Here is a 25380-nt window from a genome sequence, read left to right as displayed (position 1 = left end):
TGCGCTATGGCCGTCGCAGCAGTGCTGGTCGGATGGTTCGACTCGTGGCAGAGCGGGAACCTTCTCAACCCGTTCGGACACCCGAGCATCTCCCTCTGGGGATACGTGGCCGAGACCCCGGGGCTCCTGGGTCTCCGTTGGGCCGTCGCGCTCGCGTGCCTGGTCGCCTTCACGCTGATCGCCTTCATTCTCACGTGCAGCTTCGCGCACCTCGAGAGGCGGGAGGGACGCACCAACAATGGGTGCTTCGAAGTCCCATGGTCACCTGCTGAACTCGAGAAGCTCCCACTCATCGACGGCCGTCGCGCACCTGATGTTCTCTTCGCTGCAGGACGGGCAGACATGCTCGGCGAAGCCACCCACCGCGTGGAGCGGGCCGAGCACGAGGCACGAGTAGCTTGGGCCGCTCAAGAGTTGGCGGACGCCGCCCGACGCGCAACACCCGCGCCCACCCTCGACGACATCATCAACTCAGTCCCATCCGCCACTCGGGCCGGCATCTATGGAAAGGAGCAGTCGTGACTCACCTCTTCACAAGTCCCACCGGGGCGTCAGCTGCCGTTGCGCTCGTGCCCGCCGGTCTTGGTCTCCTCGTGACCGTCGTCGCGATTGCCATCGGTGCTCGCGCGGAGAGCGCAGGGTGGTCCAGTGAGTTCTCGAGCTGGATGCTTCTGACTGCGGCCCCGTTCGTCCTCGTAACGGTCGCGTGGGAGGCCGTCCTCGGCTGGTATGCCGTCGGGTCTTGGGGGATCCTCGGTGAGACGGCACAAATGCTGCCCGCACTGATCGGCGCCCTGGCTGCCCTGGGAGCTGTAGGAATGCTCGCCGTGTGCGTTCTTGGACGCGTATCTGGACGCTGACCTACTACTTCGAACGAGGAGCCATCATGAAGACGACCGCACCGGATCTCCCAGTCGGCACCCTGGTACGCCTCCACAGCGACCTCGGCAATGACGGACGCATCTGCATCATCATCGGCGTGACCCATGGGCCCGGGGAGCCCCTCTTCAAACTCGGCGAGCTGGTGAACCGACGCGGACCTTTCCGCGGGCGGTTGAAGGTTCGAGGGCTCGATCACCACGTCAGCCGACGAACCTTCGAGGTGCTCCAGACGCCGACCAACCTTGCACCCTAAACGACCGATAAGGAACCCATGATGACGATTCACCCCGACGTGCTCGCCCATGCCGGCGAGACTGGCACTGCCGCACGATCAGGTGACAGTTGTGGTGTCAGGCCGCGAGGGTCGCGGTGGGGTTCATGATGGTCTCGTATTCGATGGGGGTCAATCGGCCCAGGCGAGCCTGTCGGCGTCGTCGGTGGTAGGTCCTCTCGATCCAGGTGATGATCGCGATGCGGAGCTCTTCTCGGTTCCTCCAGCGCTGGCGATCCAGGACGTTCTTCTGGAGAAGCGCGAAGAAGGACTCCATCGCGGCGTTGTCCCCGGCGGCGCCGACTTTCCCCATCGATCCGATGAGGTGATGACGGTTCAGGGCGTGCACGAATTTCCGTGACCGGAATTGGCTCCCGCGGTCCGAGTGCACGATGCATCCGGCAGCATCGCGACGACGAGTCACCGCGTTGTCCAGGGCGTTCACTGCGAGACGGGCCCTCATCCGGTCGCTGATCGAGTAGCCCACGATGCGGCCGGAGAACACGTCCTTGATGGCGCAGAGGTAGAGCTTGCCCTCGTCGGTCCAGTGCTCGGTGATGTCGGTCAGCCACAGCTCGTTGACGTCATCGGTGGAGAAGTCCCGCTTCACGAGATCATCGTGGACTGGTGGCCCGGGCCGTTTCCCGTTCTTGGCCCGCTTCTTCCCGAACGCGGACCACCACTGGTTGTCCCGGCAGATCTTCCACGCGGTCCGCTCGCACATCACCTCGCCGGCCTCGGCGGCCTCGTCGACCAGGAACCGGTACCCGTACTCGGGGTCGTCGCGATGGGCGTCCACCAGGGCGTTGGCGCGGTATGCCTCGATCAGCTCGGCGTCGGTGACCTGCTGTTTGAGCCAGCGGTAGTAGGGCTGGCGGGAGAGCTTGAGAACCCGCAGGGACATCGCGACGGGGATCCCGTCAGCGGCGAGCTCGCTCACGAGCGGGTAGAACTTTTTCCCGGCAAGTTCGCCTGGGAGAGGTAAGCCGCGGCACGGCGGAGGACCTCGTTCTCCTGCTCCAGCAGGCGAACACGGCGCTTGAGCTCTCGTGTCTCGGCGGCGTCCTCGCGGGTCGTCCCGGTGCGGACCCCTGCCTCGACATCGGCTTGGCGGAGCCATTTGTGCAGCGTCATCTCGTGGACGCCGAAGTCCTTCGCGATCTGCGCGATGGTGACGCCGTCCTCACGGGACCGGGCCACTCGCACGACATCGTCGCGGAACTCTCGGGGGTAAGGAGCGGGCATGGTGCACATCCTTCCAGGCCGCCCTACGGGCAAGCCAGATCAGATGTCACCTATCCGTGCGGCAGTCCCACTCGCCGCCTCGCCAGCCAGCTCACCGCTCACGGGCGAGCAGACCTACTGCTCGAGGTCACCGAGGCGATCTACAACGCCGTGAAACACGATCACCCAGAAGGCGGGGGCCTCGACGGCCGAGACGGCCCCGAACGCCAGAGCCTAGGCGAAATCGTCGACGCCGCCTGGGAGCATCACGACGAAACCTTCCAGCGACCTGATCGCAACGCATGAAAGCGTCGGACGGCCCCAAGCGCGGTCAGGCGATTTTCCACGGGGGCGTCCCGGGTCTCGACGTCGGGGATCGCATCGTTTCCGCGGCGGAACTGGGGGTACGGAATCTATATCGTTACCCGACGGGCTCTATCTATCGGCCGGATCTCGTCTATCTCACCACGGATTTGAACAGCGCCCGCCGCTACGCCACCAACTACCTCCGACCCGACGGCCATCGGCCACCCGGGGACGTGTACGAGGTGGCCTGCCGCGGTGATGTGCTGCTGGACCCGGACTACCCTCAGATCGGCCGGACGAGGGGAGTGTTCCTCATGACCCGCTCACCTGTTGAGGTGACGAAGGTTGTCGAGCGCGGTGTCACACTAACCGAAGACGAGAAGTGGCGGTTCGATGCGCGCCACGCCCATTGGGCGCTCGACGACGGCCCCGTGTACGACGACGATGGACATCTTCAGATGTCCAAGCCCATGGCTGAGCGTGGCGTCCCCTCGGAGTGGCTAGCCATCATCCGCCCCTGGTACGACGGCCGGAAACTCCGGCAAGACGGCTGGTTCGTCGCAGACACCCCCGAACAGTTCGCGGCAGCCTTCTTCGATGCGATCCCACAACTGGATACAGCACACCCCGTGGAGCAGCGTCGACTCATCCGGCCCTTCCCCTCGAAGCTCGTATGCGCCGAGTGTGGAGACGTGTTCGGTTCCAATCAGGAGAACGCTGCAATCCACCAGCTGGGAGAAACGGAGGTGCGAGCCATGAGCGCGCTCATGGGAAGCGGGCGAATCTACCCGACCTTCCTCGTTGAGGCAGCACGCCAACGGCACCCCGGGCGCTGGACCTGGTTCATCCCGCGTTGATCTCGACGCACTGAATCACTCTCCCCGGCGGTCTCAACCGATCAACGCACCGGGGCGCCAGTGTCGCTCTGGGGTATACCCCACGAGGCAGATCTGTCGCAGAACAGCCGTTCTGGACCCTGCGGAACAGGGAAGACTGCGGTCGCGCAGTTGTCGCTCAGGGTGTGCCTCAACGTGACGAAAGTGTGTAGTTGAGGTGGCCTGCTACGTGGGACAGGCCCTTCAGATGGTGGGGCTGCTCGGGGCTCAGAGGTGGTCGCAGAACGGGGATTGCACGCTCAGTCCTCCGTCGACGGTGAGCGTTTGTCCCGTGATGAAGGAGGAGTCGTCCGAGCACAGGAAGGCGAGGGCTGCTGCGACGTCGGAGGGCTCGCCCACGCGTTGGAGCGGGTAGTTGGGTGCGAGGTGGTCGGGCCCGCCCTGATCGTCCCAGACGCGAGTGCGGATCGTGCCTGGAGCTAGGGCGTTGAACCTCAAGCCCTGGGGCCCATACTGGGCGGCGAGGTTGCCCACGATGGGGCCGAGAGCCGCTTTCGCTGCGGAGTACGGTTCGCTCCCCAAAGTGATTATCGCGTTGATCGAGCTCACCACGACAGCCGCCGCGCCGACTTCCACCGGAGGGCCTTCGCTTCTGCGAGCCATGAGAGGTATGGCGGCGCGAAGAAGGCGCACGGGTCCCAGAAAGTTGAGTTCGAACATGCGGCGCCAGGTTTCGTCGTCAATCGTCTCGAAGTCGCCGTGAGCGACGTCGCCACCGGCCACGTGTACGAGGCCGTGAAGCGTGCCGACTTGTAGGGAGATGCGGTCCAGTGCGCATTGCACGGACTCTTCGCTGAGCACATCGCACACCACTCCGATGTGGGCCTCGCCAGGCAGCTCGGCCACCCGGTCCTCGGGGTTGGTTGTGCCCAGGTCTGCAAGGGCCACTCTGCCGCCCTCGCTCGCGATGCGCTGAGCGGTCGCCCACCCGATTCCGGTCGTGCCGCCCACAACGAGAACAGTGCGCCCCTCGAAGCGGCGACGGTGAGTGTTTGTGCTCATGCGAGGAGACTCGCATGGAGGACGAGGGGGTTCAATCGGTGGAGCAGCATGTCCTGTTGGGGTGTACCCCACGAGGCAGATCCCCAGTAGCGATTGTGCCGCGAGCCTTAACCGGCCTCGAGATCAAGAGGTCGCCGCATAAGCAGATAAGGGGCACGCTCCGGAGTGCCTGGACAGCGGTGCACAGGAGCGAAGCCGACCGCTTGCCAGAACCTGATTCCGTCGGGGTTGGTGAGATCGGGGTCGACCGTCACGTACGCCCACTGATGGACCGTGCGTGCTCGTTCGACGAGTGTGTGCACCGAGGCGCTCCCGACTCCGCGGCCGCGCGCGGTCGGGAGCAGGATGAGGTCCATCCCACCACCTCGGGCCGTGTCTTCGTGTAGCTGGGCGAGGCCGACCGGCAACGACGAACTGAGGACCAAGAAGCACTCGACCTGCGGTAGTCGTTCACCCAAGTACTTGGCCCGAATCTCGGCATCGTCCATCTGCCCAGCTGTGCTGCCCCACCCGGCGAAGGAGGGGTCGTCGAAGAGCCCTCTGAGGGCGGCAAAGTCTCCCCTCGAGGTCGGCTTCAGCTCGACAGTCCCCTCGGGTCCCATGCTTAACAGTTTGTCACCTCACTGCTGTCTCGTTGGGGTACACCCCAACCCGCAGATCTGTCACGAAACTGCCGTTTCGGACCCTGTGCAACAGGGGAGACTACAGTGCGGTAACTGTCGCACTGGGTGGCTTTTAACACGACAGATATGTGCCATTGGGGTGGTTTGCGCGGAGCGACAGTCTCAGCGCGCTGCAGTCGCCAGGTCTTGGGCACTCGTACGGGGTCCACATCGAGGCGTACTCCGCGCCGCGGTTCCGGTGCGGAATCGTCGTGCCCGACCCTTGGCGAGCTGGGCCCACGATCGCGAAGATGTTGCACCAGGTGCCCTTGGTGCTGCGGTGCGCTGGACTACTAACCCTGACTTCTACAGCATGTAGAGTACGGGCTTGTGATCGAAGCCCCTTACTCCGTGCTCCTGTCCGTCATCTTCGTGGCGACGGCGGTGATCTGCGTTCTGCATCTCGCCCAGGCCCGTGGCGCAGTCAGCGCTGCTGACCCTCACCATGCTGCGCATCAGGGGCCGGTGGCGACCGCGGTGCACGTGAACCACCTGATCATGAGTCTGGCGATGCTGCTGATGGTGTGGCGCCCGGTCGGGCAGGTCGGCACGTGGGTGCAGGTCATCATCTTCAGCGTGTTCGGTGTGCTGATGCTCGCCGGATTGCCCTCGGTCCATGGGTGGATCGAGCGCGTAGGTGTCCTTACGCATCTCGTGCTCAATGCAGCGATGGTCTGGATGCTGCTGGCGATGCCGTTGCTGATGGGGCATTCGATGGAGATGTCCTCGGATGAGCACGCCGCGCACCACGGCGGCGGGTCGATGGGCTCCATGCCGATGCAGATGACGCCTACTCCGGCGTGGGCCAGCACCGTGAACTGGGTCGCCGTGGGCCTGAGCTTCGTGGTCGCCGTGTGGTGGCTTGTGCGCCTTCTTCGCGAGCGTGGGCACCGCGTCCACGCTGCCTGCCACCTGCTGATGGCTGCAGGGATGGCACTCATGCTCGCCCTGATGTGACCCCTCCACTATCCCTCCTCTCTCCTCTGGTTCTTCTGCGACAGGCCCGCCCCATGACGACTCAAGCTCCCGCGCGCCCCGCTGGCGGCGGCACCGCGAAACCTCGACGTCTGCGTGATGAGCTGCGCGAACTTCTGTTGCGCCTGCACTTCTACGTGGGCCTGTTCATCGCCCCGTTCCTCATGGTCGCCGCGGTCACGGGAATCCTGTACGTGCTGACACCGCAGATCGAACAGGTCGTGTACGACAAGGAGCTGCACGCCAGCGCTCCCGCGAGCGGGGAGGGCGTCGCCTTGGCAGAGCAGGTCGAGGCCGCGCGAGCCGCCGTGCCAGATGGCACCATCGCTGAGATCCGGCCGCCCAAGGACATGGAGTCCACGACCCGAGTCACATTCGATTCTCCGTCAGCGAAGAAGGACCGTCAGCTCACGGCCTTCGTCGACCCGTACACGGGCAAGGTCACCGGGGTGCTGAACACGTTCGGGGAGTGGCTGCCGCTGCGAACGTGGTTCGACGACATGCATCGCCACCTCCATCTCGGCGACCCGGGACGCGTCTACAGCGAGCTCGCAGCCAGCTGGCTGTGGGTCCTCGCACTCAGCGGGATCATCACCTGGATCACCCGGAAGATCCGCAGGCGCTCCGCCCGCGCCTACCTGTTGCCCACGCGCAAAGGACCTCGTCGGCAGCGTTCGATGAGTCTTCACGCAACCGTCGGGATCTGGGCCGCGATCGGACTGTTCTTCCTGTCCGCCACGGGCCTGACCTGGTCACAATTCGCCGGAGGCAATGTCTCCGCGCTGCGCGCGAGCCTGGACTGGTCCACCCCCACCGTCGCCACCGACACCACCAACACCCCAGCCGTTGCGCAGAATGATGTTCCGCAGACCGCTCAGGAGGTCCTCGAGGTTGCCCGCGACCACGACCTTGGTGATCCCGTCGCAATCACCCCTGCGAACGACGGTGGCGCGTGGACCGTCAGCCAGGTCCAACGCTCGTGGCCTCTCAAGCAGGACTCGCTCGCGATTGATCCCAGCTCGGGGAGCGTGGTGGATTCGGTGAAGTTCGAAGATTGGCCGCTGGCCGGGAAGCTCGCTGAAGCGGGCATCTCGCTCCACATGGGCATCCTCTTCGGCTGGGTCAACCAGCTCGCTCTGATTGCCGTCGCAGCTGCCGTGATCACCCTGATCGTGATCGGCTACCGCATGTGGTGGCGCAGGCGACCGAAGGGACCAGGGGCCGGGCTGCCGAAGCCGCTGGGGCGACGGGTCGACACCGCCGGCGCCTATGGGATCCTCCTCGCCGCCGCGGCGATCCTCGGAGTCCTCCTGCCGCTTCTCGGGGTGTCGCTGATCGTCTTCATGGCGGTCGACCTCGCCCGACAACTGCTCGGAGCCCGCCGCGGCACGTCCTGACGGCGGTATGAAAGCGCCCCGCCCCTTCTTCAGTCGAGGGCGGGGCGCATTCGTGCGAGGCGGTCACCAGTCGTGCATGGTGCCGTCGGTGAGCTGGTTCACCGGCAGGTAAGCGGGCGAGTAGTCGTGGGCTGCGCCGGCCCGGTCGTCGTACTCGACGCCGAGCCCCGGCGTGTCGCCCGGGTGCAGGAGACCGTCGGCGAAGGTATAGCTCGTGCGGAACACCTCGAGCGTCGGGTCGCTGTGACGCATGTACTCCTGGATCCCGAAGTTGTGAATCGCCAGGCCCAGGTGCAGCGCGGCGGCCTGGCCGACCGGGGAGATGTCCGTGGGGCCGTGGAAGCCGGACTTGATCTGATAGAGCGACGCGAAGTCCATGATCTTCTTCAGGTGGGTGATGCCACCGGTGTGTGTCACGGCGCTGCGCACGTAGTCGATGAGCTGCTCGGTGATCAGCGTCTGGTAGTCCCAGATCGAGTTGAAGATCTCCCCGATCGCGAGCGGCTGGCTCGTCAGGTCGCGCACGCGGCGCAGGCCCTGCTGGTTCTCCGCCGGGGTGCAGTCCTCCAGCCAGAACAGGTCATAGGGCTCGAGGGACCGTCCGAGCTGGCCGGCCTGGTTCGGCGTCATCCGATGGTGGCCGTCATGGAGCAGAGGGAGCTCGGGACCGAACTCTCCGCGCACCGCCTCGAACACGGTCGGCAGGTGCCGCATGTAGGCGCGGGTGTCCCACTGCTCTTCCGTGGGCCGCACTCCTGGGCGGGCCGGCTCGTAGTCGTATCGCCCCGATCCGCTCGCACCGGCTGCCGCGACCCCGTACACCTGACCGAGTCCCGGCACCGCGGTCTGCACCCGCACAGCCCGGTACCCCGCATGGAGGTGCTCACGGATCGAATCGAAGATCTGAGGGATCTCGGCACCGGAGGCGTGGCCGTAGGCGAGGAGCCCTCGACGGACGGCACCGCCCAGGAGCTGGTACACGGGAAGACCCGCGACCTTGCCCTTAATGTCCCACAGCGCCATGTCGACGGCGGCGATCGAAGCCATCGTGACGGGCCCCCGCCGCCAGTACGCCCCGCGGTAGAGGTACTGCCACGTGTCCTCGATCGCCGACGGGTCGCGCCCGACCAGAATCGGTGCCACATGATCGCGAAGGTAGGACGCCACCGCGAGCTCACGCCCGTTGAGAGTGGCGTCCCCCAACCCCGTGGCCCCGTCTGATGTCGTGATCCGGACCGTCACGAAGTTCCGTCCAGGGTTCGTCAGGAGAACTTCGACGTTCTCGATCGTGCCCACAGTCCACTCACTCTCTTCTCGAGGTCGCGCCACCTCTCAGGGACGCACTCGACACCTTGCGGCCAGGACCACTGAGCTTCCATTGGTTGCACGGTCTTGCAAGCATCGCTGACGGATGGCGCCCCGTTGAGGTATACCCCACGAGGCAGATCTGTCGCAGAACTGCCGTTTTGGACCCTGTGGAACAGGGAAGACTACGGTCGCGTAACTGTCGCACAGGGTGTGCCCCAACGCGACAGATCTGTCGTGTTGAGGTGGGCGGAGTCTTCACGCATTTGCCGGTCCGGCCACGGCGGGGTCGTTGTCACGCTGGGTCAGTGCACGCGTGGGCAGTGCTATCAGAGAGCCCTGACGCCGCGAGAGGCTGCGCCGACCAGCCCGAGGCCACACGACTCCACGAACGCGTCGACAACGCCGTGGCCTCATACAGTTGGTGGTCATTAACAGCCCCATCTCGTCCACCTTTAATCGACGACCCTTGGCAAGCGCGTCCTCCGCCTCCATCTGGGCCGCCGTCGGGCAACAGGTCGAAGATCGGAAGTGGCGCGTAGTCCAGGGACAGAGCATTCCTCACAGCGATCACGTAGACACCAAGGGACACAAGAAACACCAGGGAAACCATGACCATCCCTGTGACGTGACGAAGCCGCAAACGGGACATCTGGATTCGAAGAACTCGTGGAGGTCGCCGATCTGAAGTCTGGCATGCGACCGATTTTGGATGTTCATTCGCGAGGCCACCCAGCGGGCCGACCTGCTCCCCGACCGTATCGACTAGCGGGTCGTGCCTCGCGGAGCAACTCGCCGGCGCGGGGTCGCTACGCGCGCCCGCATCATTCTTCATATTGGAGCAGGTCGCCGGGTTGGCACTCGAGGACGCGACAGATCGCATCCAGTGTAGACAACCGCACAGCCTTCGCGCGCCCGTTCTTCAGGACCGCGACGTTCGCCGGTGTGATACCGATGGCGTCTGCGAACTCGCCGACGCTCATCTCGCGCTCGACCAGCATGCGATCGATCGTGATGCGGATCGGCATCACACAACCTCTTCCAGCTCATCATGCATGTCGATGGAGCTCCGCAAGAGTGAGCGCAGCACGAGGATGACCCCGGCAACTGCCACCAAGCCGAGGAAGGCCATGACCTCGACGATCACGAGGAAGGGGCTGCCGGCCTGCCCTCGACTGATCACGACGGAGGCCGCGATCACCACCACAGCGGCGCCCGCCAGCGCGCCCACGAGCAGATCGACCCAGACGAGGGATGACCTCACCAGCACCGCACCTCTGTAGACACGGTGAACGAGCAACGCGATCGACCCCAGGGCGATAAGGCCGAGAGCGATGAAGGCGATCCCGGTCGCGAGGAGCGGTCCTCGAAGTGCCGCGTACTCAGGGAAGTCCTCCGCGACAGCCGCGGAGAAGGCGGGCAACAGGGCGGCGGCGGCGAAGCCGACGACGAACAGGATGGCCACAAGCACCTCTGTGGCGACAGCAAGGCCGAGGGACGGACGAGGAAGCTCAACGTTCATGCATCGAGTATCGATCGATATCTATCGAAAGTCAATAGCGCTCGGCGGTTGCCTCCGCCGTTGGTGAGCGCAATGCGGCGATCGCGACTTCCTTCGGGCAAACCGAGTACTCACACCCGGGGAGGGGGCGACTGACCGGGGGTAACCTCCCGGGTCTGCGTCGTCGAGCTGCCCCGGCCTCATATGGCAGGCCGCGGACCAATGGACGCTCCGAGACCCACTGGCAGGTCAGCCACCAGGGTTAGCGGTGACCTCAAACGGGAGTGACCCATCCTTCGGCGCGGGTTGCACACCGTCCAGTGGCGTCACCGTGGACCACGGTGTGCGGCCAGCCGGCTGGGTCAGGAAGAGAAGCAGATCATCATCTGCGTCCAAAGGATCACCGCTCGGGTAAGGGGCACCGGTGGTGCATGTCTCCGGGGTCGCAGCGACGGCCACACTGGCACCCAGGTCTCCCTTGAATACCTGCAGCACTTCCACGTCGTGCACAGCGGCATCGAGCCCGTACATGCTCGTCACGTTGGTGGAGGCACGTGCTCGACCGATGATCACGGCATCTGCCTCCTCGAACGCTGCCTGGGGATCTGAAAGGTCTGCCCACGAGACACATGCTTCAGCTTCAACTCCACGCCCGGAATCGCTCGCGCAGGCAGACGCCGCAGTGAGCACGAGGACTCCGAGAGCAACGATCCGCGGGACACGGCTGGCCATGAGGTTCAGTATGCACCGAATCCGGTAGTGACCGGATATGTCCTGCTGGGGTATACCTCAACGCGACACTCAGTGCGAGGCTCGCCCACGGTTGTGAAGCTGATCAGTAAATGGCGCGCTTCTGGTGGGGGTGAGTGGCGTTAGCTGGTGATGAGGGTGCTGGCGGCTGCTTCGATGACGTCGTCGGTGATGGTGTCGAGTTGGTTGATCTTCAGGACGCGTCCGATTTGAGGGAAGAGCCGTTCGAGGAGGCGGAAGTTGCCTCGGGTGATGCGTTCGATCGCGGCGATGGCCTGGGCGTCGGTGAAGTCTTCGGGGTCGAGGGTGCGACCGAGGCGCTTCCAGTGGCGGGTCAGGACGAACAGCAGTTCCTCACGTGCGAGGGCGCGGTAGCGGTGGGAGAAGCCGAGGCGGCTGTAGAGCTGGGGGTAGTGGCGGAAGCGTTGGTCGATGCCGGGCATGCCGATGAACATGAGGGCGACGTGGTGGCGGTCGTGGAGGTCTCGGAGGAGTTCGAGCGAGGTCGGCGTGAGCCTTTCGGCCTCGTCGATGATGATCAGTTCGGTGAAGTCGATGGTGCGGGGAACGTCGGTGGTCGTGATCTTCCCGGTTGCGCAGAGGTGCTCGTAGATCAGCACTCCGACCTTGCCGCGGTAGAACTCGATGTCGCGCATGAGATCGCGGTGCTTGGCGAGGACCTCGGGGGTGTAGAACACGGTGCGGGATCGGTGGGCGGCGGCGTAGTGCTTCAGGTCGGCCTCGGTGCGTGGCCCCCAGGCGTGGATGAAGGGTTCGAGGGTGTCCCAGTGGGCGTACCGGCGGGCGGACTGCGTCTTACCGACCCCGGCCTCGCCGTGGCAGATGCCGATCGTGACGTCCTTGCGGATGGCGCCGGCGAACTCGGTGAAGCGGCGGTGTTCCTTGGTGACGATGAAGTCGCGGTTCATCTACTCGTCCTCTTCGTAGGTCTTCAGGCGCTTCCTGGGCCGGCGTACGGAAGTGGCTGGAGTGGGAGGGTCGGCAGGGGGTCGTGGAGTCGTGGGGATACGGTCGTTGATGTCCTTGCGCAGCTGCCGGCGGCGGGCCCGTCGGGCGGTTTCGATGTCGTGGAGGCTGTACCGCTGGTTGGGGTGAGCTTCATCGATCGCTGTGCATACGAAAGTGTCGTGGTCGTACACACGGATCTCGGACAGGTCCCGGGGGTCGTAGCGGATGGTGACCGTACGTCCGACGAACGAGGCGAGCGTGGGCGAGAGGTAGCGCTGACCTTGGAAGCGGATCCCATCGCGCTGGACGGTGCGATGCTTGGAGACCCGCAGAAGCAGCCCGTCGAGTTCCTCGAGACTCTCGGGGAGTCGCGGCAACCATCCCTCAGCGATCCAGGCCGCCTTCGGGCTCGTGCGGATCGCGGTGTGCGCGCGCTGGTTGTACTGGTCAACGAACTCCCCGACGGCCCGGTCGAGACCAGGAAGGTCCAGCACCGGCACAGGGTGTGGGCGTCCAGGGGTGAGGCGCCCGGGCAGGGTCGCGAGCAGCTCGGTGTTGACGGTGTGGAAGAACCGCTCGATCTTCCCTCTGCCCTGGGGGCGGGCGACGGCGGAGTGGATGATGCGGATCTTCAACGCGATCGCGGTGTACTCGAGGTGACGGCTGGTGAAGTCGCTGCCGTGATCGACGTAAAGGACGTCGGGGATGCCGCACATCGGCAAGGCGGGGTCGCTCTTAGGCCAGATCGCTTGGCGCAGCGCCAGCGCGGTGTTCATCGCCGACGGTGCGCCCTCGAAGACCATGTACCCGCAGATCGCCCGCGAATAGTCGTCCATGACCGTGGTCAGCCAGGGCCTGGATGGTCTCCCACTGGGGTCCTTGATGAGGATGTCGAGCTCGGTGTGGTCGACCTGCCACAGGGCATTGGGCCGCTCAGCGCGATGGCGGAAGACGAGCTCGTGGCGGTCCCGGTAGGACTCTGGCCCCTCGAGAGCGAGCGTCACCATCCCTGGATCCAATGCCTGCACGACCGACCGCACCGTCGCGTAGCTCGGCGTACTCACGCCTCTTCGTGCAGCCTCGGCTACGGCCAGGCGGTGCAGCGTCGCGATGCTCGGGCGAGGCTTGGTCAGAGCCAGGTGCTCCACGAAAGCCACCAGCTCAGGCGCGGTCCGCCGCACGCCGGCATCGGCGCGCTGCGCCCGCTCAAGAGCCGAAATGCCACCTGTCCGGTAGAGACTGTGCCAGCGCGAGAGCGTTCGCTCTCCCACCCCAGTCTCCCGTGCGAGACTCGCCAGCGGGATGCCGTCTTCGACGTGGAGCCGCAGAATCTTCCACTTCTGCGACCCGTCCATGTCACGCCTGCGCGATGCTCTCGCGAGCAGCCGCGTCCCGCTGGTGGCGGTAGAGCGTCGCCCGTGACCACCCCACCAGGCGCGCCGCCTCCTCAGCGGTACGGCCCTTGGCTCTCTCTTCGGCAGCGATCGCCAGCTTGCGATCCACGACCTCCGGGTTCACGGGGGGTCGGCCGAACTTGGTGCCCTGGGCCCGGGCTGCTGCGATTCCCGCGTTGACGCGCTCGGTGATCAGCTCTCGCTCGTACTCCGCCAGCGTTGCCAGCATCCCCAGCATGAGCCGGCCCGACGACGTCTCGGGATCGATCCCGTCGGAGACCGACTGGATCTTCACGCCACTGTCCCGCAGCAGGCTCACGGTGTTGAGTACGTCGATGAGCGACCGGCCCAGTCGGTCGATCCGCCAGACCACCACCGTGTCCTCAGGTTCCGCGTAGGCCAGGAGCTTCTTCATGCCCGGACGCTCCGCCGCACTCTTCGCCCCGGACGTCACGTCCGAGAACACGTCCCGCTTCTGCACCCCCGCCGCATGGAGAGCGTCGAGCTGCAGCGCCGGATCCTGCCCCGCCGTCGACACCCGCGTGTACCCCAGAAGCCTCATCACCACATGATGCCTCACAAACTCGCTGCTCTGGAAGATCTGAGACGCAACACGGTGCGACGACTTCACGAGACACCGCCGCTCGGTATCGACCCAGCTCGAGACGATCCCTTCGCCGCTCGGCTGTGTGTCTCGTAAAGCTGTAGGTTTCCGCAACGCGACTAGGTAGGCCGTCGGCAGTGTGTGGCGTGGAACGCTGCGAGTTGTGTTGGAGGCCCTATCTAGCGTCCCCACAGCGAATGGTGACGGTTTTGCAGATTCCGGTGTGTGGGAGCCCAGTGTGGTGTCGCACCGAGTGCTGTCGGTGACCTGAGCCCCAGCCGGGGGACGACTGGCGTAAGCAGTCCATGAGGATCGGCTCGAGAGCCGTATGGATTCCGTGAGGACGCCTGTCCCGCCGCCGTGAACGGTGTGTGCTCGGTATCGCGCCGCACCTCGGCGTGCGACCGCCGGACGGCGGCCGCCCCTACTCAGAACGGAGTCCTGCTGTGCTCGACGTCCTCTCCGTGGTCGGCGTGATCGCCCTATTCGCGGTCGTCGCCCTCATCGCGCGGGCGGTGGAGAAGCTGTGATCGTACTCGAGATCCTCGCCCTCCTCCTCGGTCTCGCCGCGATCGTGTACCTGTTCATCGCCCTGCTTGCACCGGAGCGTTTCTGATGGACTGGCTCTACCTCGTCGCGAGCGTCCTCACACTCGTCGCCGCTCTCGCGGTCGTGTACCGCCCGATGGGCGACTACATGGCCTGGGTCTTCACCGCCCCAGTCTCCTCGCGCTGGGAGACGCGCGTGTTCGCCGTCCTCGGCGTCGACTCCTCCCGCGAGCAGTCCTGGCCCGCCTACCTGCGGTCCGTGCTGCTGTTCTCCCTGGTGGGCGTCCTCGCGCTGTTCGGTCTCCTGCGGCTCCAGGAGCTGTTGCCCTACTCCCTGGGCAATGAGTCGATCGATTCGGGGGTCGCGTTCAACACCGCGATCTCCTTCGTGACGAACACCAACTGGCAGGCGTACTCCGGCGAGGACCTCTCCTACACGGTCCAGTTCGCCGGTCTCGCGGTCCAGAACTTCGTCTCGGCCGCCACCGGCATCGCCGTCGCGGTCGCGCTGGTGCGAGGCCTGGCCCGGCGCCGCACGGGAACGATCGGGAACTTCTGGGTCGATCTGCTGCGTGGCACCTTCCTGGTGTTGCTGCCGGTATCGATCCTCAGCGCCGTCGTGCTGATCGCAGGCGGCGTGGTGCAGAACTTCCAGGGCTACGTGGACGTCACGACCGTCGCGGGCGGCACCCAGACACTCCCGGGCGGTCCGGTCGCGTCGCAGGAGGCGATCAAGGAGATCGGCACCAACGGCGGCGGCTTCTACAACGCCAACGCCTCCCACCCCTTCGAGAACCCGACCGGCTGGACCAGCCTGTTCCAGGTCTTCCTTATCCTGCTGATCCCCTTCTCCCTTCCGCGGACCTTCGGGACGATGGTCGGCGATCACCGTCAGGGCTACGCGATCGCCGCGACGATGGGGACCCTGTACCTCGCCTCGGTGTCCGTACTGGCCGCCTTCGAGTTCGCCGGGCAGGGCACCGCCCCTGAACTCGCCGGCGCCGCGATGGAGGGTAAGGAGACCCGCTTCGGCCTGCCCCAGTCCGTGCTCTACGCGGCGACCACCACCCTCACCTCGACCGGCTCCGTGAACTCGATGCACGACTCGTACACGGCGCTGGGCGGAATGGTCCCGATGGTGAACATGCTCCTGGGCGAGATCGCCCCCGGCGGCGTGGGCGCCGGGCTGTACGGCATGCTCGTCATCGCGATCATCGCCGTGTTCGTGGCGGGCCTCCTCGTCGGTCGCACCCCCGAGTACCTCGGGAAGAAGATCGGCCCCAGGGAGATGAAGCTCGCAAGCCTCTACATCCTGGTCATGCCGCTGCTGGTGCTCGGCGGTGTCGCCCTCAGCTTCGCGGTTCCTCCGCTGCGCCACAGCATCGAGAACGTCTCGCTGACCAACACCGGCTCGCACGGCCTGTCCGAGGTGCTCTATGCCTTTGCCTCGGGCGCGAACAACAACGGCTCCGCCTTCGCGGGGCTGACCGCCAGCACGCCGTGGCTGACCACCGCGATCGGCGTGGCGATGCTGCTGGGCAGGTTTCTCCCGATCGCCCTGGTCCTTGCCCTGGCCGGCTCGTTCGCCGCGCAGGACCGGATCCCGGCGACCTCCGGCACCCTGCCCACCCACCGCCCGCTGTTCGTGGGCCTCACCGTCGGCACGGCGCTGCTCGTGACCGCACTCGTCTTCTTCCCCGTCCTCACCCTGGGACCGCTCGCTGAAGGGCTGCAGTGACCATGCCGACCATCGACAAGACCATCCACTCCGAACACTCCGACCCGTCCTCCGCGCCGACGCCCACGTCGTCGCCGGCGCAGCCCCCTGCGCCGCGCCGCACCCTCACCCTCGCGCAGCTCCGCGCCGCCCTGCCAGGCGCGCTGCGCAGGATGACCCCCCGCGCCCAGTGGCGCAACCCCGTCATGCTGATCGTGTGGGTCGGTGCTCTATTGACCAGCGTGATGACCGTCGTCGAGCTGATCGGCGACGGCCCGGCCCCGTCCGGCGGCACTGCGGTGCCGGCGACGTTCTCCGCGGCGATCGCCGGCTGGCTGTGGATCACCGTGCTCTTCGCGAACCTCGCCGAGTCCGTCGCCGAGGGGCGCGGCAAGGCCCAGGCCGCGACCCTGCGCCGCACCCGCACCAGCACCCTGGCGCGCCTCGTCGACGGGTACGACGCTACGGCCGACCCCGGCGCGGAGACCGTGCCGACCGAGGAGATCTCCTCGGCGGACCTCGCCCGGCACGACATCGTGGTGGTCACCGCGGGCGATCTCGTCCCCGGCGACGGCGACATCATCCAGGGCATCGCGAGCATCGACGAGTCCGCGATCACCGGCGAATCCGCGCCCGTCGTGCGCGAGTCCGGCGGCGACCGCTCCGCCGTCACCGGCGGCACCCGGGTGCTGTCCGACCGGATCGTCGTGCGCATCACCTCGACGCCAGGCCAGACCTTCGTGGACCGGATGATCTCGCTGGTCGAGGGGGCCGCCCGGCAGCGCACCCCCAACGAGATCGCCCTAAACATCCTGCTGGCCTCGCTGTCCATCGTGTTCCTCGCGGTCGCGATCACACTGAACCCCATCGCCTCCTACCCGGCGAGCCCGGCCTCGATCACGGTGCTCGTGGCGCTGCTGGTCTGCCTGATTCCCACCACCATCGGCGCCCTGCTGTCCGCGATCGGGATCGCCGGGATGGACCGGCTCGTCCAGCGCAACGTGCTGGCGATGTCCGGGCGCGCGGTGGAGGCGGCGGGCGACGTGACCACCCTGCTGCTGGACAAGACCGGCACCATCACCTACGGCAACCGACGGGCGACGGACTTCGTCCGCGTCGGCGACGCCGGGATGCACGAGCTCGTGGAGGCGGCCGCGCTGTCCTCCCTCGCCGACCCCACGCCCGAGGGCAGCTCAGTCCTCGAGCTCGCACGGGAGCGCGGCGTCGACGTCGGCACCGCGCCGCGGGGGGAGGTCGTGCCGTTCACCGCCCAGACCCGCATGTCGGGCCTGGACCTGCCCGACGGCACCCGCCTCCGCAAGGGCGCGGGCTCTGCGATCCTCGCCTGGCTCGAGACCGAGGGCGTCGTGCCCTCGGCCTCCGACCGGGCGACCCTCGAGGAGCACGTCGAGCGCATCTCGTCCTCGGGCGGCACCCCCCTGGTTGTCGCCTGCCTCACCGGGGACGGGGACGGAGCCGTCCTCGGCGTCATCCACCTCAAGGACGTCGTCAAGGACGGTCTCACCGCGCGGTTCGCCGAGCTGCGCGCCATGGGCATCCGCACCGTGATGGTCACCGGCGACAACCCTCTGACCGCCGCGGCGATCGCGAAGGAGGCAGGGGTCGACGACTTCCTCGCCGAGGCCACCCCCGAGCAGAAGCTCGAATACATCCGCGCGGAGCAGGAGGGCGGGCGGCTCGTCGCGATGACCGGTGACGGCACGAACGACGCCCCGGCGCTCGCCCAGGCCGACGTCGGCGTCGCGATGAACACTGGCACCTCCGCCGCGAAGGAGGCCGGGAACATGGTCGACCTCGACTCCGACCCGACCAAGCTCATCGACATCGTCGCGATCGGGAAACAGCTGCTCATCACACGCGGCGCACTGACCACCTTCTCGATCGCCAACGACATCGCGAAGTACTTCGCGATCATCCCCGCGATCTTCATGGGCGTCTTCCCCGGCCTGTCCGCGTTGAACATCATGGGGCTCAGCTCACCCGCCTCGGCGGTCCTGTCCGCGGTGATCTTCAACGCGATCGTGATCATCGCCCTGGTGCCGCTGGCCCTGCGGGGCGTCGCCTACCGCCCGATGATCGCCTCGAAGATCCTCGGCCGCAACCTCGCGATCTACGGCCTCGGCGGGATCGTGACGCCCTTCGCGGGCATCTGGCTCATCGACCTGCTCGTCCGGCTGATCCCCGGCTTCTGACCTCCGAGAGGACCCTCCCGTGAACACCACCCTCCGCAGCACCCTGCGGACCACCGCCGTCGCCGTGCGGACCCTGCTCCTGTGCACGCTCGTGCTGGGCCTGGGCTATACCCTGCTCATCACCGGCATCGGACAGCTGCTGCTGCCCGCCCGTGCCGACGGGTCGCCCCTGCGCGACGGCGACGGACAGATCGTGGGCTCGACCCTGATCGGCCAGTCCTTCCTCGACCAGGACGGGGAGCCGCTGCCGGAGTACTTCCAGCCGCGTCCCTCCGCGGCCGGCGACGGCTACGACGGCCGCTCCTCCTCCGGCACCAACCACGGACCGGAGAACCCCGAGCTGATCGCCGCGATCACCGAGCGTCGCGCCGAGATCGCCGAGTTCAACGACGTGGCCCCGAAGGAGGTCCCCGCCGACGCCCTGACGGCATCGAGCTCGGGCCTCGACCCCCACATCAGTCCTGAGTACGCCGCCCTCCAGACCGCTCGGGTCGCCGAGGCGCGAGGCCTGTCGCTGGACCGGGTGGAGGACCTCGTGGCTGAATACACCGAGGGTCGCGATCTCGGCTACCTCGGTGATCCGACGGTGAACGTCGCCGCGCTCAACCTGGCCCTGGACGAACTGGAGGACTGACGATGACGGCACGGGGGCGGCTCCGGGTGCTGCTGGGAGCCGCTCCCGGCGTCGGCAAGACCTGCACCATGCTCGAGGAGGGCCATCGCCTCGCCGCCGAGGGCCAGGACGTCGTCATCGGCATCGTCGAGACCCACCGCCGCGCGGACACCGCACGACGGGTTGAGGGACTGGCCAAGCTGCCGCTGCGTCGGCACCAGCACCGAGGGGTGCCCCTCGAGGAGATGGATCTCGAGGCCGTGCTCGAGCGCGCACCCGACATCGCGCTGGTCGACGAGCTCGCCCACACCAACGCCCCCGGCGCCGCCCACGCCAAGCGCTGGCAGGACGTGGACGAACTGCTCGCCGCCGGGATCGACGTGATCTCCACGGTGAACATCCAGCACATCGAGTCCCTCCACGACGTGGTCGAGCAGATCACGGGGGTGCCGCAGCGCGAGACCGTCCCGGACGGATTCCTGCGCCGCGCCGATCAAATCGAGGTCATCGACCTCGCGCCGCAGGCGCTGCGCGACCGGCTCCGCAGCGGCCTGGTCTACCCTGCCGAGCGGGTGGACGCGGCGCTGTCGAACTACTTTCGCCTCGGGAACCTCACCGCGTTGCGCGAGCTGGCCCTGCTGTGGCTCGCCGACGAGGTCGACCAGGCGCTGAAGGACTACCGCTCCGAGCACTCGATCGACAACCGCTGGGAGGCCCGCGAACGGGTGGTCGTGGCGCTGACCGGCGGGCCCGAGGGGGAGGCTCTGCTGCGCCGCGGCGCCCGTGTCGCGGCGCGCTCCGCCGGCGGCGACCTGATCGCCGTGCACGTCACCAGCCAGGACGGGCTGCTGCGCAGCAGCCCCGGGGCGCTCACCCGGCAGCGTGCCCTGGTGGAGGAACTCGGCGGCACATATCACCAGGTGGTCGGGGAGGATGTCCCCGAGTCCCTGGTCGGCTTCGCCCGCTCCGTCGACGCGACCCAGCTGGTGATCGGGGTGAGCCGGCGCGGCCGCCTCGCCGCCGCCCTCACGGGCCCCGGCATCGGGGCGACCGTGGTGCGCGAGTCCGGGGACATCGACGTGCACATCGTGACCCACTCCGCCGCGGGCAGGCGCCTCGCCCTGCCCAGGATCGGAGGCGCCCTCACCCCCGCCCGGCGCCTGGCGGGGTTCGTCCTCGCGCTGCTGGGCGGTCCGCTGCTGACCGCCGCGCTGCTGGCCCTGCGCACCGAGGAGTCGATCACCTCCGACGTGCTCAGCTACCAGCTGCTCGTGGTAGTGGTCGCGCTGACCGGCGGGATCTGGCCCGCTCTCTTCGCCGCGCTGCTCTCCGGTCTCACCCTCGACTTCTTCTTCATCGACCCGCTGCACACGATCTCGATCGCCGAGCCGCACCACCTCCTCGCGCTGCTGCTGTACGTGACGATCGCGGTGCTGGTGAGCGTCGTCGTGGACCGTGCGGCACGGCGCACCCGGGCCGCCCGACGGGCCGAAGCGGAGTCCGAGCTGCTGCAGACCGTCGCCGGCAGCGTGCTGCGCGGTGACGACGCGATCCAGGCCCTCGTGGACCGCACCCGCGAGGCCTTCCGACTGGACGCGGTTGAGGTCCTCGGGGAGGACGGCACCGTGCACTCCACCTCGGGCGATCCCCGGGCCGAGGCGGGGACCACGACCGTCCCGCTCGCCCAGGACGCCCGCCTCATGCTGCACGGCGGGGACCTCCGCGCCTCCGAACGGCGCCTCCTCAGCGTGGTCGCCGCGCAGATCGATGCCGCGATCGAGCACCGCCGGCTCGCTGCGACCGCGGAAGAGATCGCTCCGATCGCGGCCTCCGACAAGGTGCGCGGTGCGCTGCTTTCGGCGCTCAGCCACGACCTGCGCCGCCCTCTCGCCGCCGCGGCGACGGCCGTGGGCGGGCTCCGCACCGCCGACGGCGACCTCTCCGCCGAGGACGCCCGGGAGCTCCTGCTCACGGCCGAGGAGAGCCTGGACTCCCTCGCCGCCCTGGTGGGCGACCTGCTCGACGTCAGCCGGCTGCAGGCCGGGGTCCTCACCATCACGACCCTCCCCACGGATCCCTCCTCGGCGATCGCCCCGGCGCTCGACGAGCTCGGTCTCGGCCCCACCGAGGTGCATCTCGCCCTCGCCCATGACGAGCACACCGTCGGGGCGGACCCGGTGCTGCTGCAGCGGGTGCTGGTGAACCTGCTGGCCAATGCGGCCCGCCACTCCCCACCGGACCGACCCGTGACCCTCACGACCAGCACCTTCGACTCCCGACTGGAGATCCGGATCATCGACCACGGGCCGGGCATTCCCCCGGACCGCCACGACGACGTCTTCGTCCCCTTCCAGCGCCTCGGCGACACCGACAACACCAGCGGCCTCGGCCTCGGACTTGCCCTGTCCCGCGGCTTCGTCGAAGCGATGCACGGCTCGCTCACCCCGGAGGACACCCCCGGCGGCGGCCTGACGATGGTGGTCTCGCTCCCCCTCGCTCCGCTCCCGACACAGGAGACCCCATGAAGATCCTCATCGCGGACGACGACCCGCAGATCCTACGCGCTCTGAGGATCACGCTCTCGGCGAAGGGACACACCGTGGTGACCGCGACCGACGGCGCCGACGCGGTGAACACGGCGATCGACGAGCACCCCGACCTCTACCTCCTGGACCTGGGCATGCCCCGCTTCGACGGGGTCGAGGTGATCCAGGCCGTGCGGGGGTGGTCGCAAGCTCCGATCCTGGTGGTCTCGGGGCGGGCCGGCGCCTCGGACAAGGTCGAGGCGCTCGACGCGGGCGCCGACGACTACGTGACCAAGCCGTTCTCCGTCGAGGAGCTGCTGGCCCGCATCCGCGCCCTCACCCGGCGGGTCCCGCAGGACGAGGAGGTGCTGGTGGTCCGCCTCGGTCAGGTCACGATCGACCTCGCCGCCCGCAGCGTGGTGCGCAACCTGCCCTCCGGCCGCCGCCAGATCCGGCTCACGCCCACCGAGTGGCAGGTTATCGACACCCTGGTCCGCCACCGCGGCAAGCTCGTCTCCCGCCGCACGCTCCTCACCCGCATCTGGGGCACCGAACACGTCGAGGACACGGGATATCTCCGCCTGTACATCTCACAGCTGCGTAAGAAACTCGAGGACGATCCCTCCCGCCCGCGGCACCTCCTCACCGAGCCCGGCATGGGCTACCGCCTCGAGAATGCTGTTCGGGAACGGTCGTGAGGTATCAACGGGGCCGCATCGCCCCCTGACCCTCATGGCATTCGACCCCAACGGGGAGACGCAGATTGACAAGGGGCGCACCGAGCCAAGTAGCGCCGTAAGAACGCGGCCATCAACCGTGCACATCCACAACCGGACGGGTCTTACGGGACAGCCCGCCAGGCGTGCCGTCGTTCCTCTCGATCAGTAGCGGTGGTGTCCGGTGAGGGTTCCCCTTACGGGCATGCGATCTGGGCTGACGCCTGTGACCGAGTGTTCAGTGCGCGCTGTATAGTTCAGTCCATGCTGACTATTGCTTCGCGTCTCGACGTGATGAACCGCCTGGGTCGTGCACTGGCCGACCCCACTCGATCCCGGATCATCTTGACCCTGCTCGACCATCCCGCTTACCCGGCGGAACTGGCCCGAGATCTGGACCTGACACGCCCGAACGTGTCCAACCACCTGGCATGCCTGCGCGATTGCGGGATCGTCGTCTCCGAGCCCGAGGGTCGTCGGACACGATATGAGATCGCCGATTCGCACCTGGCGCAGGCGCTGACGGCACTGGTCGATGCCACCCTGGCAGTGGACGAAGACGCCCCGTGCATCGATCCCGCCTGCTCGCTTCCCGGATGCGACGCAGCTGGGGAGGGCGCATGATCCTCACCTCGGTCTTGCAGGCGATGGGCCTGTTCGCAGCGACCAACATCGACGACATCATCGTGCTCTCCCTCTTCTTCGCGCGAGGGGCAGGCCAGCGCGGCACTACCGCCCGCATTCTGGCCGGCCAGTACCTCGGATTCGCCGGCATCCTCGGTGCCGCGGTCCTGGTGACCATCGGCGCCGGAGCATTCCTGCCCTCGGCAGCCATCCCGTACTTCGGTCTCATCCCTCTGGGCCTCGGCCTCTGGGCCGCATGGCAGGCCTGGCGCGGAGACGATGACGACGATGACGACGAGGCCAAGGTTGCCGGCAAGAAGGTCGGCGTGTGGACCGTCGCAGGCGTCACCCTTGCCAACGGCGGCGACAACATCGGCGTCTACACCCCTGTCTTCCTCAGCGTGGAACCTCTCGCAGCAGTCGCCTACTGCATCGTCTTCCTCGCGCTCGTCGCGGTCCTGGTGGCCCTGGCAAAGTTCGTCGCCACCCGCCCCCCGATCGCCGAAGTGCTCGAACGCTGGGAGCACATCCTCTTCCCCATCGTTCTCATCGGCCTCGGCATCGTGATCCTCGTCAGCGGCGGAGCCTTCGGACTCTGACGTAGCGGCAGCGATCCAAACGGCCCCGACCGGGCGCACCCCTCTCGGTTCAGACCGCGACACCTACCTGCAGCCAGTCCTGCGTGATCGCGGCAACAAGACCGCCACGGAGCGCTGCAAAAACCCCGCCACCAAGCGAACGAAGCCACACCCACGGTTCTCAACAGGGTGTGCGGTCGCAGTTCTGCGACACTTCTGTCGTGCCTCGGGCGCCGACCACCTCAATGCGACACAATCGCTTCATGCCCACCACGCAGCGCGTCGCCTACGCCAGGGTCTCCTCCGTCGGCCAGAATCTCGACCGACAGCTCGAGGCGATCGGCAGCGCCGACAAGACATACCGCGAGTACCAGTCCGCCGCGACCGTCTCCGAGCGCCCGCAGCTGTGCGAGGCCCTGGAGTACGTCCGCGAGGGCGACACTCTCGTCGTCGCATCCATCGACCGGCTCGCACGCTCCCTGCGCGACATGCTCGAGATCATGGAGGAGCTAGAGCAGAAGGGCGTGAGCGTCGAGTTCGTGTCCCAGGGCCTCACGATCCGACCCGACGGCGGAGACCTCACCACGCGCCTGATCCTGCACATCATCACCGCTGTCGCCCAGTCGGAACGCGAGATGATCCGCGAACGCCAGGCCGAGGGGATCGCGATCGCGAAGAGCCGCCCGGGCACGTACCCCGGACGCAAGCGGCTACTGGACTCCGAGCAGATCCGCGACGTCCGCAGTCGGGCCCTCGCCGGGGTCCCGAAGGCCAAGATCGCGCGCGAGTTCGGGATCAGCCGACAGACGCTCTACCGCTACCTCGAGCAGCAGGCACTGCCCCTGTAAGCCGGGGATGGGGGCGGATCAGGATCGCGCGGAGTGCCGACCGCCTCAGGTGAGGGCAACAGGTTCGATCAGTGACGGGTCGGTGCGGTCCACGCGTCGCGCGTTGTTGACCTGACGATCCACCGGGTAGGTCACGAGGGTCTTCGCGATCTCCTCGGAGACCTCGCCGAGCCCCGTGTGAAGGTCGGCCTTCTCATCATCACCGAGCTTCCCGGGCGCCAGCCACTCATCGAGCATGTCGTCGGGCAGATAGGCGGGCATGCGGTCGTGGACCTCGCCCGCGGCGTCCTTCGCCTCGCGAGTGATGATCGTGAAGGTCACGTCCCAGGACTCGCCGTCCTCGGACTTCCGAGCGGCCGCCAGACCCGCCGCGTTCAGTAGACCGCCGTGCTCGGGGTGGACGTAGTAGGGCTGCTTGGACCCGTCATCCTGCTCGACCCACTCGTAGTAGCCGTTCATCGGGACCACGACCCGCTGGGACGTGAAGGACGAGCGGAACATGCCGTTCGTCGTCACGGTCTCGTAGCGGGCATTGATCGGACGCGGCCCCTTCTCCTTCGCCCACGCCGCGCGCAGCCCCCAGCGGGCGGGCTCGAGGGTCCGCTGCAGCTCCCCCTCGTCGTCGTAGTGCTCGCGGACCACGGGCACGAGGGTTGACGGGGCGATCGAGTAGACCGGCGACCAGTCCCGGCCTTCCTGGTCAGCTTTCGTGGCGACGTAGGCGCGCAACAGCCCCGCCTCGTCGAAGTCCAGCACGAACCGTCCACACATCACGGCCTCCTCGTTGAATGCGTCTGATCGTAGACCGCGGCACGGCACTCACCATCGACCGAGTTTCACTTCACCCACGACGGAACGCA

25 protein-coding genes are annotated in these 25380 nt (G+C 67.2%); 14 read left to right on the top strand and 11 right to left on the bottom strand.

Translation table 11 applies throughout. The annotated features are described in order from the left end of the window. Positions 1-6: 6 nt before the first annotated feature. Positions 7-522, top strand: coding sequence for a hypothetical protein (locus Bra3105_RS00230; protein ID WP_228358116.1), 516 nt, complete (start codon positions 7-9; stop codon positions 520-522). Positions 523-886: 364 nt separating this feature from the next. Continuing rightward, positions 887-1135: a hypothetical protein gene (locus Bra3105_RS00225; RefSeq protein ID WP_228358115.1), complete on the top strand. Its 249-nt coding sequence runs from the start codon at positions 887-889 to the stop codon at positions 1133-1135. A 97-nt stretch (positions 1136-1232) separates the two neighbouring features. On the opposite strand, the gene Bra3105_RS00220 is transcribed toward Bra3105_RS00225, so the two are convergent. Further along, positions 1233-2398 (bottom strand): IS3 family transposase gene (locus Bra3105_RS00220; protein WP_228358114.1). Its coding sequence is split into 2 segments (ribosomal slippage): positions 1233-2123 and positions 2126-2398, totalling 1164 coding nucleotides; the frame shifts between segments, so codons are not numbered across the junction. A gap of 281 nt (positions 2399-2679) precedes the next feature. On the opposite strand from Bra3105_RS00220, the gene Bra3105_RS00215 reads away from it, so the two are divergent. Further along, positions 2680-3540, top strand: coding sequence for a hypothetical protein (locus Bra3105_RS00215; RefSeq protein WP_228358113.1), 861 nt, complete (start codon positions 2680-2682; stop codon positions 3538-3540). A gap of 246 nt (positions 3541-3786) precedes the next feature. Here the strand turns inward: Bra3105_RS00215 and Bra3105_RS00210 are convergent, their stop codons facing one another. After that, positions 3787-4581, bottom strand: coding sequence for an SDR family NAD(P)-dependent oxidoreductase (locus Bra3105_RS00210; RefSeq protein WP_228358112.1), 795 nt, complete (start codon positions 4579-4581; stop codon positions 3787-3789). A 107-nt stretch (positions 4582-4688) separates the two neighbouring features. Continuing rightward, the gene (locus tag Bra3105_RS18620; RefSeq protein ID WP_407650887.1) at positions 4689-5183 is read right to left on the bottom strand and encodes a GNAT family N-acetyltransferase; all 495 of its coding nucleotides are present in this window, start codon (positions 5181-5183) and stop codon (positions 4689-4691) included. Positions 5184-5573: 390 nt separating this feature from the next. Here Bra3105_RS18620 and Bra3105_RS00205 point away from each other — a divergent pair, with 390 nt between their 5' ends. Further along, positions 5574-6200, top strand: a complete 627-nt coding sequence (locus tag Bra3105_RS00205) for a DUF5134 domain-containing protein (RefSeq protein ID WP_228358111.1) — start codon at positions 5574-5576, stop codon at positions 6198-6200. A 53-nt stretch (positions 6201-6253) separates the two neighbouring features. Then, positions 6254-7615: a PepSY-associated TM helix domain-containing protein gene (locus Bra3105_RS00200; protein WP_228358110.1), complete on the top strand. Its 1362-nt coding sequence runs from the start codon at positions 6254-6256 to the stop codon at positions 7613-7615. 63 nt (positions 7616-7678) lie between these two features. Here Bra3105_RS00200 and manD read toward each other — a convergent pair whose 3' ends face one another. The 7 genes from manD to Bra3105_RS00165 all read right to left on the bottom strand — a co-directional run bounded on the left by manD (position 7679) and on the right by Bra3105_RS00165 (position 14096). Further along, on the bottom strand, positions 7679-8902 hold the full coding sequence (gene manD, locus Bra3105_RS00195) for a D-mannonate dehydratase ManD (protein WP_228359691.1): 1224 nt from the start codon (positions 8900-8902) through the stop codon (positions 7679-7681). An 842-nt stretch (positions 8903-9744) separates the two neighbouring features. Then, positions 9745-9948 (bottom strand): helix-turn-helix domain-containing protein, encoded by a 204-nt coding sequence (locus tag Bra3105_RS00190; protein ID WP_228358109.1) that lies wholly within the window; start codon positions 9946-9948, stop codon positions 9745-9747. Continuing rightward, entirely contained in the window at positions 9948-10442 is a 495-nt protein-coding gene (locus tag Bra3105_RS00185; RefSeq protein ID WP_228358108.1) for a DUF2975 domain-containing protein, read from the bottom strand. The genes Bra3105_RS00190 and Bra3105_RS00185 overlap by 1 nt, the downstream gene beginning before the upstream one ends. A 228-nt stretch (positions 10443-10670) precedes the next feature. Further along, positions 10671-10994 (bottom strand): hypothetical protein, encoded by a 324-nt coding sequence (locus tag Bra3105_RS00180; protein ID WP_228358107.1) that lies wholly within the window; start codon positions 10992-10994, stop codon positions 10671-10673. 299 nt (positions 10995-11293) lie between these two features. Then, positions 11294-12100 (bottom strand): AAA family ATPase, encoded by an 807-nt coding sequence (locus tag Bra3105_RS00175; protein ID WP_062946887.1) that lies wholly within the window; start codon positions 12098-12100, stop codon positions 11294-11296. Beyond that, the gene (locus Bra3105_RS00170) at positions 12101-13495 is read right to left on the bottom strand and encodes a TnsB C-terminal domain-containing protein (protein ID WP_062946888.1); all 1395 of its coding nucleotides are present in this window, start codon (positions 13493-13495) and stop codon (positions 12101-12103) included. A gap of 1 nt (position 13496) precedes the next feature. Beyond that, positions 13497-14096, bottom strand: a complete 600-nt coding sequence (locus Bra3105_RS00165) for a recombinase family protein (protein WP_062947965.1) — start codon at positions 14094-14096, stop codon at positions 13497-13499. Between the two features lie 568 nt (positions 14097-14664). Between Bra3105_RS00165 and Bra3105_RS00160 the strand changes: the two genes are divergently transcribed. From Bra3105_RS00160 to Bra3105_RS00120, 9 genes are all read left to right on the top strand, one after another. Continuing rightward, complete coding sequence (locus tag Bra3105_RS00160) at positions 14665-14754, top strand: potassium-transporting ATPase subunit F (RefSeq protein WP_062946889.1); 90 nt, start codon at positions 14665-14667, stop codon at positions 14752-14754. Next, positions 14754-16424 carry a potassium-transporting ATPase subunit KdpA gene (gene kdpA, locus Bra3105_RS00155; protein ID WP_062946890.1) on the top strand — a complete coding sequence of 557 codons (1671 nt, stop codon included), beginning with the start codon at positions 14754-14756 and terminating at the stop codon, positions 16422-16424. Before Bra3105_RS00160 ends, kdpA begins: the two co-directional genes overlap by 1 nt. Before the next feature lie 2 nt (positions 16425-16426). Beyond that, entirely contained in the window at positions 16427-18616 is a 2190-nt protein-coding gene (kdpB, locus tag Bra3105_RS00150) for a potassium-transporting ATPase subunit KdpB (RefSeq protein WP_062946891.1), read from the top strand. Between the two features lie 19 nt (positions 18617-18635). Beyond that, positions 18636-19250 carry a potassium-transporting ATPase subunit KdpC gene (gene kdpC, locus Bra3105_RS00145; RefSeq protein WP_062946892.1) on the top strand — a complete coding sequence of 205 codons (615 nt, stop codon included), beginning with the start codon at positions 18636-18638 and terminating at the stop codon, positions 19248-19250. 2 nt (positions 19251-19252) lie between these two features. Beyond that, complete coding sequence (locus tag Bra3105_RS00140) at positions 19253-21754, top strand: DUF4118 domain-containing protein (RefSeq protein WP_062946893.1); 2502 nt, start codon at positions 19253-19255, stop codon at positions 21752-21754. After that, positions 21751-22452 (top strand): response regulator, encoded by a 702-nt coding sequence (locus Bra3105_RS00135; RefSeq protein ID WP_062946894.1) that lies wholly within the window; start codon positions 21751-21753, stop codon positions 22450-22452. The genes Bra3105_RS00140 and Bra3105_RS00135 overlap by 4 nt, the downstream gene beginning before the upstream one ends. A 282-nt stretch (positions 22453-22734) precedes the next feature. Next, a complete protein-coding gene (gene cmtR, locus Bra3105_RS00130) occupies positions 22735-23094 on the top strand; it encodes a Cd(II)/Pb(II)-sensing metalloregulatory transcriptional regulator CmtR (protein WP_006590980.1) in 360 nt (119 codons plus the stop codon). Continuing rightward, positions 23091-23693 (top strand): cadmium resistance transporter, encoded by a 603-nt coding sequence (locus Bra3105_RS00125; protein WP_062949375.1) that lies wholly within the window; start codon positions 23091-23093, stop codon positions 23691-23693. Before cmtR ends, Bra3105_RS00125 begins: the two co-directional genes overlap by 4 nt. A 242-nt stretch (positions 23694-23935) precedes the next feature. Beyond that, positions 23936-24520: a recombinase family protein gene (locus tag Bra3105_RS00120; RefSeq protein WP_228358106.1), complete on the top strand. Its 585-nt coding sequence runs from the start codon at positions 23936-23938 to the stop codon at positions 24518-24520. A 45-nt stretch (positions 24521-24565) separates the two neighbouring features. On the opposite strand, the gene Bra3105_RS00115 is transcribed toward Bra3105_RS00120, so the two are convergent. Further along, entirely contained in the window at positions 24566-25291 is a 726-nt protein-coding gene (locus Bra3105_RS00115; protein ID WP_228358105.1) for an SOS response-associated peptidase, read from the bottom strand. Between the last annotated feature and the right edge of the window lie 89 nt (positions 25292-25380).

Origin of the sequence: Brachybacterium halotolerans subsp. kimchii (assembly GCF_020792675.1) — a bacterium.
GTDB classification, from domain to species: Bacteria; Actinomycetota; Actinomycetes; order Actinomycetales; family Dermabacteraceae; genus Brachybacterium; species Brachybacterium halotolerans.
The sequence above is the reverse complement of the archived record's forward strand: the minus strand, read 5'-3'. Positions and strand labels throughout refer to the sequence as shown.